Genomic DNA, 14,605 nt, shown 5'->3' with positions numbered 1-14,605 from the left:
CTTAATTTTTAGCAGTTTCTAAATCCCCCAATACAATTCGTAACTCAGCATAAGAATACTTTTCATCCAATTGATTCTTCAAGTCAGATAAATTCTCAAAAGTAGTTTTAGGTATTATTTTCTTCAATTCCTTATAGTTTTCTTCGGAAATAATGTCGAATAATTTCACCTCTCCAGTTGGTAAAAAACTTGACAAGTGCCCAAGAATAGTATTTTCATTTAACTCGCGATGGTCTGCTATTTCTTTTACGGTCTTACCTGATTGATACAATTGTAGGGACTCCTTTTTGGTGTCCCCTTTCTTTCTAGGTTTCTTTTCTGAAAATGCTATGGCCAGATCTTCTGCGACCTCCAAATCATTTTCATCGCAATAATCACGAATTACTTTTAGGATAGCACCTCCGTATTTTTCAACACGGGTTTTCCCCATACCATTAACTTCAAGCAACTCGTTTTTGTTGGTAGGTAGTGTTTCACACATTTCGTAAAGTGCCTTCTGTGTAAATACTTGAAAATGGACCAAGCCTTTATCTTCTGCAATGTCATTTCTAAGCACACGAAGCAGTTCAAACAACTCCACATGACTCGTACCGTTGGCTACAGATTTTCTAGATTTTTTAGGTTTATCTTTAGCTTGAAAAACAGCTTTGGCGCGTAGTTCTAAAAACTTTAAGGTATTAAACCCTTTTTCTAAGTTCTTCAAATACAATTGTTTTATAGCCAACAATTCTTCAAAGGCGTCTAAAAACTTAGTAATATCACTTCCAACCGCTTGATTATCGGTAGTAAATCCAAAATTTTTAAGCGGTACAATAAAATCGTTTTCGATTTCAGATAGAAAATAAACAATGGCTTTTTTAAAACGTTCTTGTAACAGAGCACTAGATTCTGGCAAACCTTCTTCTTCCGAAATTTGCTTGAGCTGAACCCTAAAACCGTTACTCACTTTTAAAAAGTTTGCCAGTTTATCTTTTATTGGAAGGAAAGTCTCTTCAACTTTACCTTCAATAATGGTTCTGTTTTTATAATAGATATCGAGAATACGATTTACCGGGTATAAAAGGGCATAATAATCGAAAATCTCGTGTATTAAATCCAACTGAAATCGTTTTTTAGAAGCCTCTAACTCTGCTTCATCTGGTGCATTCTGTTCAGCATTTTCATTAAATGTAATAACATTAATATCGCTAATAATTTGGCTGGAATGAATTTTACTTTTTAACACCAAACCTTCCAAAGATTTACAACGACTTAAAGCCACATAAGTTTGTCCGTGAGCAAAAGCCCCCTGTGCGTCAATTATTGCCTTTTCAAAGGTTAACCCCTGACTTTTATGAATGGTTATAGACCAAGCCAAACGCAGTGGCATTTGCTTATAAGCCCCTATTCTTTCCTCTGAAATGGCCTTAGTGTCCTTATCAACAGTATAATTGATATTTTCCCAAGTTTCGGGTTTGACTTCAATATTAAAATCATCTTCCGGACAATGTACTACGACCTCATCCTTTTCTAAAAACACCACTTTACCTATTTTCCCATTAAAATAACGTTTTTCAGGATCGCTATCATTCTTAACAAACATCACCTGAGCCCCAACTTTCAAATCTAAAGATTCATTATTTGGATATGCGTACTCAGGAAACTTCCCTTCAACCTCTGCTTTATAGGTAAATATTTTTGTGGTTAATTTATCTAATTCGCGCTTATTGGTAGCTTCGGCTTTATTATTATGTGTGGTGAGCGAAATATATCCTGCATCTGGTTTAGCTACAAAATCAGGAATGTAACGTTTATTAAGCTCTGTAGCCGATGCTTCGGTTAAGGCATTGTTTCTTATTTCATTTAAAATTTGAATAAAGGTGGGATTCTCTTGGCGATAAATATGCTTCAATTCGACACAAATAGCCTGGCATTGTGCATAAGCATGGCTACTGAAAAAGAAAGCGTTTTTGTAATGTGGTTTTAGCAATTCCCACTCCTGTTCTTTAACCACGGGTGAAAGCTGCTGAAGATCACCAATCATTAAAACTTGTACCCCTCCAAAAACTTTTTCTTTATTTCTAAAACGACGCAGCGTTTTATCGATACCATCAAGCAAATCTGCACGTACCATACTAATTTCATCGATCACTAATAAGTCCATCGACTTAATAATGTTAATTTTTGTTTTGGTGAACCTTCTATTAAAACCTTGTGATTTATTTATTTCGGTTTCTGGTAATATTGGACCGAAAGGCATTTGAAAGAACGAATGAATCGTAACACCTTTAGCATTTATGGCTGCAACTCCTGTTGGCGCGACTACCACCAACCGTTTTAGGCTTTCCCTTTTTAGACGATGTAAAAATGTGGTTTTCCCCGTCCCTGCTTTTCCTGTTAAAAATATGGATCGGTTTGTATTATTAACAAACGACCATACCAATTCTAACTCTTTATTTACTAACATTAAGTGTTTTAAAAATTCAGAAATTGAAGATAGTAAAATATCAGGTTTAAAATAAATCAATTATGTCATAATAATTTATTAAATTCAATTCACCATTTCCCCAAGCCCCTATAAATCAAACCTATGCCTATGTAATTAATAAGTACTATTGAATTTAGCAATACCACATACTAAAATTCCATGCTATATTTTAGTATACACTATACTGTATTCCATGAATGGGATATGCCAAGATACAGCCAATAAAAATTCACTTCAAAAGCAATTCGCTTTTAAAACACTCACTATTGAAGATGGTTTATCCCAAAACTGTGTTATAAGTATTGCTCAAGATAGTATTGGCTACCTTTGGATGGCTACTCAAGATGGTTTAAATAAGTACGACGGAAGAAAATTTAAGCACTATAAGAAACAGTTTGAAAATATTACAAGATCTACATTTAGCAAATTAGGCCTGGTTTATATAGACAAGCAAAACAGACTTTGGATAATCACCCATGGCGGACAATTAGAACGTTATAACCCCAAATTAGATGATTTCACTCCTATTAAAACACCATTTGAAATCTGTTCCATTTACCAAGATAAACAATTAAATATCTATCTAGGCACATATAATCACGGTGTTTTAAAGTTAGATTTTAAAACAAACAAAACCACACAAATACTAGACGCACTAATAATAAACCATACGGTTTACAGTTTTTTAGAAACCGAATCAGATTTATTTCTGGCAACCTCAGAAGGTGTCTTTAGTTATTCAAATAAATCAATCTTAAAAAAAACAACCATAAAAAATAGCAAATCAACCAATTACAGCACATTAGAGGTTTCAAAAGATGGTACTATTTGGCTAGGCTCCTATGGAGATGGTTTGTTTTATAAAACGCCACAATCAAATGAATTTCAAAAATTTCGGCATAACAAACTACCAAATGACTTAAATATTGAAGACTTATTAGTTGATCGTAAAAACCTTTTATGGGTAGCTACTTACGGGTCTGGCATTTACGTAATAAATAAAGAAACACAGGAAGTTAAGAATTTTACAGCAAATAAGCCTAATCCATTTGCCATTCAGTATAATGACATGCTATCCTTATTTGAGGATAACACTGGAGTAATTTGGTGTGGATCTGATGGTACTGGAGCTAATTATTATGACGAATATCTAATCAAATTTAATATTTTAACTAATAATCAAGTACCTAAAACCACAAATGTCGATATGGTAAGATCGCTTTGTGACGATTCCAAAAATAATATTTGGATAGGAACTTATAGCTCGGGTCTGACACGTTTTAATTTAAAACATAATACCTACAAAACTTTTACCACCAAAAACTCTTCCCTTTTAACAAACAGAATTATTAGCCTCAATTATTTTGACAAAGAACTGTGGATAGGGCATCAAGTAAATGGTCTTAACATTTTAAACGCTTCAGGAGATTTTATTAGTCCCCCTAATTTACCAGATCTTACTATTTGGAATATAGTTGCAGAAACCCGTGATAAACGTTGGCTAAGCACTGAACAGCATGGACTTTTACTATATGAAAAAAATAAAGGTATCATAAAAACTTATAACCAAAGTAATTCAAACCTTCCTACAAATAATATACGTGCATTAGTTAAGCAAAATGATAGCATACTGTGGTTAGGTGCAGATAACGCTGGTGTTTATCGTTTAAATTACAAAACAAACCAAGCTAATAAAATTTCAAAATTAAATTACAAGATAAAGTCCCTATTAATCCAAGGTGACACCCTTTGGGTAGGTACTAATGGTTCGGGGTTAATAAAATATAATACGGCAAACAATAAAGCCCTGGTTTACACCCAACAAGACGGGCTCCCCAACCAAGTGGTTTATGGAGTTTTACCAGACAACAATCACAATTTATGGTTAAGCACCAATAATGGTATTTCTAAATTCACGCCATCAAAAAAAACAGATGCATTTGAAAATTTTAGTGCCGATGCTGGTTTACAAGGCACTGAATTCAATACGGGGGCTTACCATAAATCTGAAGATGGCACCTTAATTTTCGGAGGATTAGAAGGCATTAACTGGTTCAATCCAGAGCAAATCACTTATAATGCCGTAAAACCGAAAACCATAATTTCATCCTTTGAAGTTTTTTCTGAAAATCGTGAAATGGTTAAAAATGATCAATTAAAACATAATGAAAACACCATAACATTTACATTTTCGAGTCTCCATTTTTCTTTACCAGAAAAAAGTACTTTTAAATACAAGCTAAATAATCATGATGAAGATTGGGTTGATTCAAAAAACATCAATATAGCTCATTACACAAACTTGCCACCAGAACATTACACCTTTGAAGTTATTTCTAGCAATTATGACGGTGTGTGGAATAATGAACCTGCTCGATATCGTTTTGAAATAAAAAAACCCTGGTACTTAAATGGTTACGCCATACTTTTATATAATATAATATTTATTCTACTATGTTACATCATTTACTACTATGCCAAACTACGTTGGAATATGAAACTCCAATTAAATTTTGAAAATGCAGAAACCAATCGTTTAAAAAAATTAGACGAATATAAAACGCAACTTTACACCAATATTTCCCACGAAATTCGCACTCCGTTAACTCTAATATTAGGTCCTGTAGATAATCAATTAAACAAAACAAATTTATCTAGTAAGGATAAAAAGGAACTCAATTTAGTTAAACAAAATGCGAACAGACTCTTAAACCTCGTGAATCAAATGCTTAATCTTTCCATGATTGAATCTGGACAAATAAAGTTAAAAGTATCACAAGGCAATTTGAGTCTTTTACTAAAACAGCTTGTAAATGCTTTTCAGTACAGTGCCAACAAAAAGGATTTAAAAATAAACTCGAAAATTGATCACATAAACAACGCATGGTTTGATCCTGATATTATTGAAAAAATATGTGCAAACTTATTCTCTAATGCTATTAAATATACCACAGGTAATAGTGCCATTATTTTTGAAGCTAGAAGACAAGAAGGATTTTTAGTATTATCTATTATAAATACAAGCAATCATGTTGAAGGAAAAGATTTAAGCAAACTTTTTCAACGGTTTTATCAAGATAACGAAATGTCTGATGGCGTAGGTGTTGGCTTGGCCTTAGTACGCGATCTCGTAACCCTATCTAAAGGTACTATTGTCGCAAATAATCTAGGAAATAATCATATTCAATTTTCAGTTTCTCTCCCTATTATTGAAAATGCATTTAACCCGGATGAAATTATTAGCTCAATGGCTATAGAAAAACCTATAGATTCATTGCTTCAGTATGAAATTAGCCCTAAAACATCAAAAGCAAAACCACAATTACTAATTGTTGAAGATGAAGAAGATATTCTTGATTTCATAAAGATGTTATTTAGTGATGCCTATCAAATTTATCAAGCCAGTAATGGAGAAGAAGGTCTTAAGAAAGTACTAGAATTTAATCCTGATATCGTTATTAGTGATATAATGATGCCTGTAAGTAACGGTATAAAACTTTGTGACTCCATTAAAACCAATGCTATAACGAGTCATATCCCTGTAATTCTATTAACTGCTAAAGTAGGAGATCAAAATGAAATTCAAGGTTTAAAAACTGGAGCCGACGCCTATGTCACTAAACCTTTTAATTCTGAAAAACTCAAAATAATTGTTGAAAATTTAATCGAAAACAGAAAACAAATCCATAAACATTTTAATAAAACATTACGTATTAACCCTAAACTAGCCATTACTTCGACAGAAGCCGATTTTTTAAATCGACTTCAATCGATTATTGATACACATATTACAAACTCCAAATTTAATAGCGAACTATTTGCTGAACATATGACCATGAGTCGCACGCAACTTCATAGGAAACTTAAGGCCATATCTGGTTGTACAACAAGTGAATTTATTCGTTTACAACGTTTAAAGTTAGCCAAAGATTTACTTACAAAATCGGATGCAACAGTTTCTGAAATAGGTTACCAGGTTGGTTTTAATACACCTTCCTACTTTATAAAATGCTTCAAAGCGTTATATAATTGTACCCCTAATGAATTTTCCTCCAGATAAAAATAAATCAACAAAATATCCCCTTGAAACATATCTTTGATTAATTGAAACATATCTGGTATCCATTCTTTTGAATTCCTTTTAATTTTACCATATAGATATGAATAAAATGAACAAAGCCAAGCAAATTGAAAAGGAAGTCGTGATTTTCATGAGCATTGACCACTTAAGAAAAGGTAAATATGCACTTAAAATTTTATTAGACAACAAAGTGGTGAAATCGATAAAAATATCCAAATAGCATACAATACAGATGTATTATTAACACATAGATTTAACCGAAAAACATCAAAATATTTAACACATTCAATACATGCTATTATCTAGATTGAAGCCCAAATTCATCATTAATACGTACTTTTTTAAGTCACGCGTGTATAATTCTTTGATTCTTGTCTCTCACAAAATATAGATTTAAGAACCTACATTTAAGTTATGTCACCCAACAAAAAATCCAGCGTAAAGCTGGATTTTTTTTATTAAATAAATTTGATTTTTTTAGCTGTTTACCACCAACCTGAAACCTTCCCCATGAATATTAAGTATTTCAACTTTTTCATCCAATTTCAAGTACTTACGCAATTTTGCGATATAAACATCCATACTACGTGAAGTGAAATAATTATCGTCACGCCAGATTTTAGTTAGAGCCAATTCACGAGGCATTAAATCGTTTTCATGCAAAGCTAGTAAACGTAATAATTCATTTTCTTTAGGCGACAATTTCACAGGATCTCCACCTCTAAACTTTAAAAAACGTAGTTTAGAATTTAGATCGAAGTCACCAATTTTAAACTCAAATTGCTTACTATCTGAAATCGTTTCCGTTGCCTTTCGTTGAATGATTGCCTTAATTTTCATAAGCAAAACTTCACTATCAAAAGGTTTGTTTAGATAATCATCTGCTCCAACTTTATAACCTTTTAAAACGTCTTCTTTCATCGTTTTAGCAGTTAAGAAAATAATAGGGACATCGGTGTTTTTTTCTCTAATCTCCTTTGCTAAAGTAAAGCCATCCTTGTAAGGCATCATAACATCTAGAATGCATAAATCAAAATCATCCTTTTTAAACTTTTCGAAACCTTCCATACCATTTTTAGCATGAGTTACTTCGTAATCATTCATCATTAAATAATCCTTAAGAACGGTTCCAAAATTTGGATCGTCTTCAACTAATAATATTCTCTTTTTTTGCTCTTCCATGATATTACGATATTAACGGAAGCTTTATGGTGAATGTGCTCCCTTTGTCTTTTTCACTTTCTACTGATACATGACCTTGATGGTCTTCTACTATTCTTTTAACATAGGCCAAACCTAAACCATGACCTTTAACGTTATGAATATTTCCGGTGTGTTCTCTATAAAATTTTTCAAACACTTTTTTTGCGGCCGCTTTACTCATTCCGCTTCCGTGATCTTTTACTTTTAATAAAACATTCGTGCCTACATTTTCTGTATACACTTCTATTTTTGGTGCTTCTGGAGAATACTTTATCGCATTGTCCAACATATTAACTATTACGTTTGTAAAATGTGTTTCATTGGCCAAAACCGATGTTTTTTCAGCATTTAAAAACGTTTTTATGTAACCTTGTCGATCTTCAACAATTAACTCAACATGAGTAATCGCATCTTCTACGAGTTCATGTAAATCAACTCTATCTTTATTTATATTAAGTTCGTTTTTCTCTAATTTAGAAATCCTTAATACATTCTCAACTTGAGCATGCATTCTTTTATTTTCTTCCTTAATCATCGACAGGTATCTCACTACCTTTTCTTGATCATCAATAACCTTTGGATTCCTTATCGCATCTAATGCTAAATTTATAGTGGCAATTGGCGTTTTAAACTCATGCGTCATGTTGTTTATAAAATCGGTTTTAATTTCCGATATTTTACGTTGTTTTACCAATTGGTAAAGCGCTAAACCTGAAGCCAAAATAATAATTAGAGTAAACATTATAGATAAAAAAATCATCCCTATAACTCCAGATAAAATAAACTTTCTGTCATTAGGAAAATTTACTAGCAATCTATATAAACTACGATTATTTTCATCGTAAAAAATAGGCACTCCAAAAGTAGAATCTTTGTGATACTCAAAATTACTACTATGTACTTTTGTTGCTAGATCATTACCATAAATTGCAAATTCGAAATCGATACCGATACCATATTTTTGAAGTTTTTCAGATAACAGCTCTTTAATTTCTGCTTTAGAAACTCTTTTATGAACAGGCTTTCTTTTCAGCACCTCTTTAAAATTTCTCTCAAAGCTTAATTTTTGAGCTTCATCGATGGTACCGCTCTTTATAATTTTTGAAATCGGACTCTTCAAATCTCGATCTGCCGATTCCAAATTACTATAAATTTCCGTACTTGAATTCCCAATAATAGTGGTAATATCCAGGCTATCTAGGCCAATATCAAAGAGCGATGAAGACAATTTAAAGTCTTTTTGTAATACATTACTTTTATAAATTAATGCTTCCCCTGTACTGTTGTTTTTCCTATAAATCAACAATTGAGAGACAGCATCTGCATCGGCTTTCTTTTCTTTATCTAAACTTAAATATTCTGTAAAATACTTTTCAAATTCATTTTCCTCTATTGTGTTCGAAACGTTATTTAAAACCGTTACTACATTAGATTTAAAACGATTCCTTTCATTATTCACAGAATCATTAATATAATAAGCCTGAATCGAAATTATACCTATTAAGGACAAACTCATTAGTATAATTAGTAAGATAAAAATCCGTTTACTCATTGCCCAAAATTAACATTTTAACATTAAAAATCTTATCATTTAACCTTACATTAACAAAAATGTTAAAATTTAAGATTTCTTAATATTTCTTCATGAATAATTAAGACTTGCCTTTTAGTTTCCTCCAAAAGAGTGTTAAAAACCACGAAATTTGAAAGTTTTATTTTCCTTTCTTCGGTCCATTGATTTTTCATAACGGCTTCAATTTTTTCAACTGTAGTTTCATCCCGTTTTAAAACACGTTCTATTCTTACGGCATGTGGAGCGGTTACACTAATCACGTAGTTACAAGCCTTATCTCCCCCATTTTCAAATAAAATTGCCACTTCTTTTATAACATAACTTGCATTTTGCTTTAATGCCCATGCCTCAAAATGCGCAGCAACTCTAGGATGCACGATGGCATTCATCTTTTGCAAATAAGATTTGTCATTAAAAATAATATTTGCAATAAATGCTTTATTTAAACCTTCATTAAGATACGCTTTTTCTCCAAATAACTCAATTAATTCTTGTTTTACAAGGGAAGATTCATTCATGAGCTTTTTAGCCTCATCATCGGCAATATAGACTGGAATGCCTAACTCTTTAAACATTTCGGCCACTGTTGTTTTGCCACTCCCTATGCCCCCTGTAAGTCCAACTATAGTCATTTTGAAATAATAAATTCTACGCGTTGCTGATTTATTTTGGAATACTTGGCTAGCTTTGGTGCCTTTATCAATTCTGGAATTAAAAAAGTCTGATCTTCGCTGGTATCGTTAAAATCACAAATCACTTCAAAATCCTTTTTTGAGATCTGTTCAAAATCAGATAAACTTACATAATATGAAACACTAACTTCTTTTGGAAAAAATTTAATAACACTGTTTTTGGGCGCATTTATTATACGTACTGGTATTTTTAAAGTACCTTCAGTAAATTTTTCTACTGTTGCTTTTAACCGAACAGTAGAAGTTGAAAAATCTATATCAGATTTGTTTTCTGGAAGGTTTAATTGCAAGGGTTCATCTATATTTAACCTAACATCGTTAATTTGTTTTGATTCAGTTTCTAGATAATTAATTTTTGAAACCAATATATCTGCTCCAACCACCACCACAGAATCTGGTTCTACAACTAAAGACGTAGAAGCATTATAACCCAGACTATAATTAACATCTGCTTTTATTCTAACAGGCACTTTTTTCACCAAATTAACACCATACCTAAAAGTTATCCTTTCTGGAGCCAAATTCAAGAGTTCCACTTCCTTATCAAATTGTGTGTTTTTTAAGAAAGACTTGGTTTTATTATAAACAAAAACACCCTTTTCTTGATGCACATCATTCGTAAAGTCTACAGTCAGCTTAGGGTCTGAAAAGTAATACTTCAACCACCTAAAACCATGAGTTTTTAGAGTGATATTCATACTTACAGAATCATCTAAAATCACATATTCTTGCGGAATATTTACCTTTCTAATTGCAAAAGGAATAGTATCTGTGTAGCTTTTAGAAAGCTTCGAGATAATTAAAATAACAAACGCCGACAGTAGAAATACAAGAAACACATTGATTCTTTTGTTTTTAATAGAACTTAGTATTTTGGATCTTATCTTGTTAAACATGTTATTTGAAAAATAATTTTGGGAAATACAATTCAGGTTTTTTACCTAAAACGGAAACTGCCCAAGTTGATTTAATAAAACCATAACCGTAACCGAAAAACTGAATGATAATGGCCGGTATGGCTAATATGGCAACAATTAAACTTTTTGAATTGATAAGTGCTAACATAAAGGCTAGAATAAAGTACAACATATACCATACAATGAAGAATTTTATATTAAAAAACCATAATATTATAGCTAATACTAAGCCCAAACTAAACACCAAAGGAAACCAATACGTTAGTTTTTTTGTTGATGGATGCCACAAATTCAGAATCGGTCGTACGAGTCCGAATTTATTAACTTGTACATAAAAATTTTTCCATGAAATCCTGCGCTTGTGATATACGAAAGCTTCTGGGATTAGCTTGGTTTTGTAACCTAAATTCCATAATCTAATCGACAAATCAGGATCTTCTCCCGGGTGAATTTTCCCAAAACCTTTAGAGGCTTCAAACGCTACTTTTGAAAGCCCCATATTGAAACTTCGCGGTTGAAATTTATCAACACTCCCTTTTCTACCTCTTATCCCTCCAGTGGTTATAAAGGAAGTCATTGAGAAATTTATTGCCTTTTGGAGATTAGAAAAAGACTCATGAGCCGCGTCGGGACCACCAAAGCAATCCACGTATTCTGTTTTCAAGCTCTTTTCAACTTCAATTAAATAATGTTTAGGCAAAATACAATCAGAGTCTAGAATTACAAAATAATTGCCTTTAGCTTTTAGCATTCCGAAATTCCTAGAATCTCCGGGCCCTGAGTTCTGCTTAAAGTAGTAAGCTATATTCAGTCTATTTTGAAAGGTTCTAACAACGGCCTCGGAAGATAATGTTGAGCCGTCTTCTACAATAACAATTTCAAAAGGTATATTCCCCTCCAATTCTACAAAACTTTCTAAAAGTTCTTGAATCTCATCTGGACGGTTATACACGGGAATTACAAATGAATATTGCTGAGTCATATTGCAAAAATAAAGAAAGCAGCATCAAATATATATTTATAATGGATTAAGTTATTTCTATTTTAAAAGGCTACTCAATTACAGAAAGTGTTACAAACAAAAAAGCCACCAATAAAGGTGGCTTACATTAAAAAATATATTTTTTACTTCGATTCATTCTCTACAAAAGCATCCATAACTGCAGTACTTACACCCATGTTACTAAATCCTCCATCATTATAAAGATTTTGTAACGTTACACGCTTTGTTAAATCACTAAATAAAGACACGGTATAATTTGCACAATCTAAAGCTGTTGCATTTCCTAGTGGCGACATTTTATCGGCATAAGAAATAAAACCATCAAAACCTTTAACCCCGCTACCAGCAGTTGTTGGTGTAGGCGATTGCGAAATAGTATTTACTCTAACGTTTTTTTCTTTTCCGAAGAAATAGCCAAAACTACGAGCGATACTTTCTAAATAGGCTTTATTATCGGCCATATCGTTATAATCAGGAAAAACGCGTTGTGCCGCCATATAGCTTAAACCAACGATACTTCCCCACTCATTCATAGCATCAGACTTATAAAGAGTCTGCATTACTTTATGGAAGGACATTGCCGAAACATCTGTTCCTTTTTGAGTAAAATCGTAATTTTGATTGGTATAATGGTTTCCTTTTCTAACATTTATAGACATTCCAATAGAGTGTAAAACAAAATCAATTTTACCTCCTAAAATTTCCATAGATTTATCTACAAGGTTTTGCAGGTCTTCAAGAGATGTAGCATCTGCAGGAATAATTTGAGCCCCAGTTTTTTCGGCTAATTCATTAATTTGCCCCATTCGCATGGCAACTGGCGCATTGGTTAATACAAACTCACCACCTTCTTCATGAACGCGTTCTGCAGTTTTCCAAGCAATTGAATTTGAGTCTAATGCTCCAAAAATGATCCCTTTCTTTCCTTTTAATAAGTTGTACATATATCTCGTTTCTAGTTTTTATAAATTATTTTGGCGACAAAGATAGTGATTAATTGAGTAATTCTTTAGCATGTGCAATCGCCGATGATGACATTTCTTTACCACCTAGCATTTGCGCTATTTCAACAATACGCTCGTCATGATTTAACTTGATCAAATTCGTTTGTGTTTGATTCCCTACATCTTCTTTATAGACTTTAAAATGCGAATGTCCTTTTGCTGCAATTTGAGGTAAATGTGTAATTGAAAATACCTGCATGCATTTACTCATTTCAAGCATGATATCACCCATTTTATTAGAAATTTCTCCAGACACTCCGGTATCGATCTCATCAAACATCATGGTTGGTAATTGAATATATTTTGCTAGAACAGATTTAATGGCCAGCATGATTCGAGACAATTCTCCTCCCGAAGCTGCTTTTTTTAATTCATTAAAGTTTCCGCCTTTATTTGCTGAAAATAAAAAGTCTAGTATATCTTTACCGTTAACATAATATTCATTACTAATACTAGCTTCTATTTTAAATTGAGCGTTAGGCATCCCTAAACTGCTTAATATAGCTTCCAATTGTGATTTTAACTGAGGTATAATAGCAACACGTTTCTCATGGATACTTTTGGCAATTTTATTTAGTGCAGCTTTTTGTGAAGCTATTTCTTTTTCTTTTTGCTGAATGGTATCATCTAAATTTTCTGTAACTGAAACTTTTGCTTCGAGTTGATCTCTTATAATAATTAATTCAGAAATGGTTGTTGATACATGTTTTTGCATCAAACTATGAAGCATTTTCAACTTAGCATCTACAACTTCTAACCTATTTGGGTCTGCTTCCAAACCTTCTTGATAGTCGTTCACTTCACCAAAAAGGTCATCAATTTCTATTAAACTACTATTCGCGCGTTCAAATAAACCATTATATTTTGAAGAATAACCTGCTAGTTTTTGAAATACATTTTTTAAAGACGTAAGCGATGAAATAACCCCAATTTGCTCATCTTCTAATAATTGATGCGCTTCGGCAAGGTTTTCTTTAACCCCTTCTATATTGTTTAAAGTTTCGTATTCTTCTTCTAAAGTTTCTAACTCACCTTCAATCAATTTAGCTTCGACTAATTCATTTAATAAAAATGAATTATAATCATGTTCTTTAATGGCTTCAGCTTTAAAAACTAACAATTCATCCAATTGCTTTTGAAGCTTTTTATAGGCTTTCAATTCTAACTTATATTCCTGTAAAGTGTCTTCATTATTAGCTAGGGCGTCAATAACTTGAAACTGAAAATCATTGCTCGTTAACTGCATGGTTTGATGCTGTGAATGAATATCGATTAATCGTTCTCCCAAAATTTGTAAACTCGCTAAATTAACTGGCGAATCATTAACAAAAGCTCTTGATTTTCCAGAAGGTAAAATCTCTCTTCGGATAATAGTAATGGCATCATAATCGAAATCTTCAGCCTCAAAAAGCGCTTTTAAATTGTAATTAGAAACATCAAACACAGCTTCAATAATGCATTTTTCTGAAGCATCTTTTAGACTACTTAAATCGGCACGTTTCCCTAAAATAAGAGATAAACCGCCTAATAAAATTGATTTCCCTGCACCTGTCTCACCTGTTATGATTGAAAATCCATTGTTGAAATCGACTTGCATGGTGTCGATTAATGCGTAATTTTTTATTGAAAGAGATGTAAGCAAAACTTTTAGTAGTATTAAAAATC

At 32.4% G+C, this 14,605-nt stretch carries 10 protein-coding genes; 2 read left to right on the top strand and 8 right to left on the bottom strand.

What is annotated here, in order from left to right:
* Position 1: 1 nt before the first annotated feature.
* On the bottom strand, positions 2–2,446 hold the full coding sequence (locus KO493_RS13240; protein ID WP_216068442.1) for a helix-turn-helix domain-containing protein: 2,445 nt from the start codon (positions 2,444–2,446) through the stop codon (positions 2–4).
* A gap of 214 nt (positions 2,447–2,660) precedes the next feature.
* Between KO493_RS13240 and KO493_RS13235 the strand changes: the two genes are divergently transcribed.
* Positions 2,661–6,527 carry a two-component regulator propeller domain-containing protein gene (locus KO493_RS13235; protein WP_216068441.1) on the top strand — a complete coding sequence of 1,289 codons (3,867 nt, stop codon included), beginning with the start codon at positions 2,661–2,663 and terminating at the stop codon, positions 6,525–6,527.
* Between the two features lie 100 nt (positions 6,528–6,627).
* Entirely contained in the window at positions 6,628–6,768 is a 141-nt protein-coding gene (locus KO493_RS13230; RefSeq protein ID WP_216068520.1) for a hypothetical protein, read from the top strand.
* Between the two features lie 257 nt (positions 6,769–7,025).
* On the opposite strand, the gene KO493_RS13225 is transcribed toward KO493_RS13230, so the two are convergent.
* The 7 genes from KO493_RS13225 to recN all read right to left on the bottom strand — a co-directional run bounded on the left by KO493_RS13225 (position 7,026) and on the right by recN (position 14,582).
* Positions 7,026–7,730 (bottom strand): response regulator transcription factor, encoded by a 705-nt coding sequence (locus KO493_RS13225; protein ID WP_216068440.1) that lies wholly within the window; start codon positions 7,728–7,730, stop codon positions 7,026–7,028.
* A gap of 4 nt (positions 7,731–7,734) precedes the next feature.
* Positions 7,735–9,303, bottom strand: a complete 1,569-nt coding sequence (locus KO493_RS13220; protein ID WP_252723231.1) for a sensor histidine kinase — start codon at positions 9,301–9,303, stop codon at positions 7,735–7,737.
* A 62-nt stretch (positions 9,304–9,365) separates the two neighbouring features.
* The gene (gene coaE / locus KO493_RS13215; protein WP_216068439.1) at positions 9,366–9,956 is read right to left on the bottom strand and encodes a dephospho-CoA kinase; all 591 of its coding nucleotides are present in this window, start codon (positions 9,954–9,956) and stop codon (positions 9,366–9,368) included.
* Positions 9,953–10,912, bottom strand: a complete 960-nt coding sequence (locus KO493_RS13210; protein WP_216068438.1) for a YbbR-like domain-containing protein — start codon at positions 10,910–10,912, stop codon at positions 9,953–9,955. Before KO493_RS13210 ends, coaE begins: the two co-directional genes overlap by 4 nt.
* A gap of 1 nt (position 10,913) precedes the next feature.
* On the bottom strand, positions 10,914–11,915 hold the full coding sequence (locus tag KO493_RS13205) for a glycosyltransferase (RefSeq protein ID WP_216068437.1): 1,002 nt from the start codon (positions 11,913–11,915) through the stop codon (positions 10,914–10,916).
* Positions 11,916–12,058: 143 nt separating this feature from the next.
* Positions 12,059–12,880: an enoyl-ACP reductase FabI gene (locus KO493_RS13200; RefSeq protein WP_216068436.1), complete on the bottom strand. Its 822-nt coding sequence runs from the start codon at positions 12,878–12,880 to the stop codon at positions 12,059–12,061.
* Between the two features lie 49 nt (positions 12,881–12,929).
* Positions 12,930–14,582: a DNA repair protein RecN gene (recN, locus tag KO493_RS13195; RefSeq protein ID WP_216068435.1), complete on the bottom strand. Its 1,653-nt coding sequence runs from the start codon at positions 14,580–14,582 to the stop codon at positions 12,930–12,932.
* Positions 14,583–14,605 lie beyond the last annotated feature (23 nt).

Origin of the sequence: Pseudotamlana agarivorans, from assembly GCF_018860245.1 — a bacterium.
Lineage (GTDB): Bacteria > Bacteroidota > Bacteroidia > Flavobacteriales > Flavobacteriaceae > Pseudotamlana > Pseudotamlana agarivorans_A.
The sequence above is the reverse complement of the archived record's forward strand: the minus strand, read 5'-3'. Positions and strand labels throughout refer to the sequence as shown.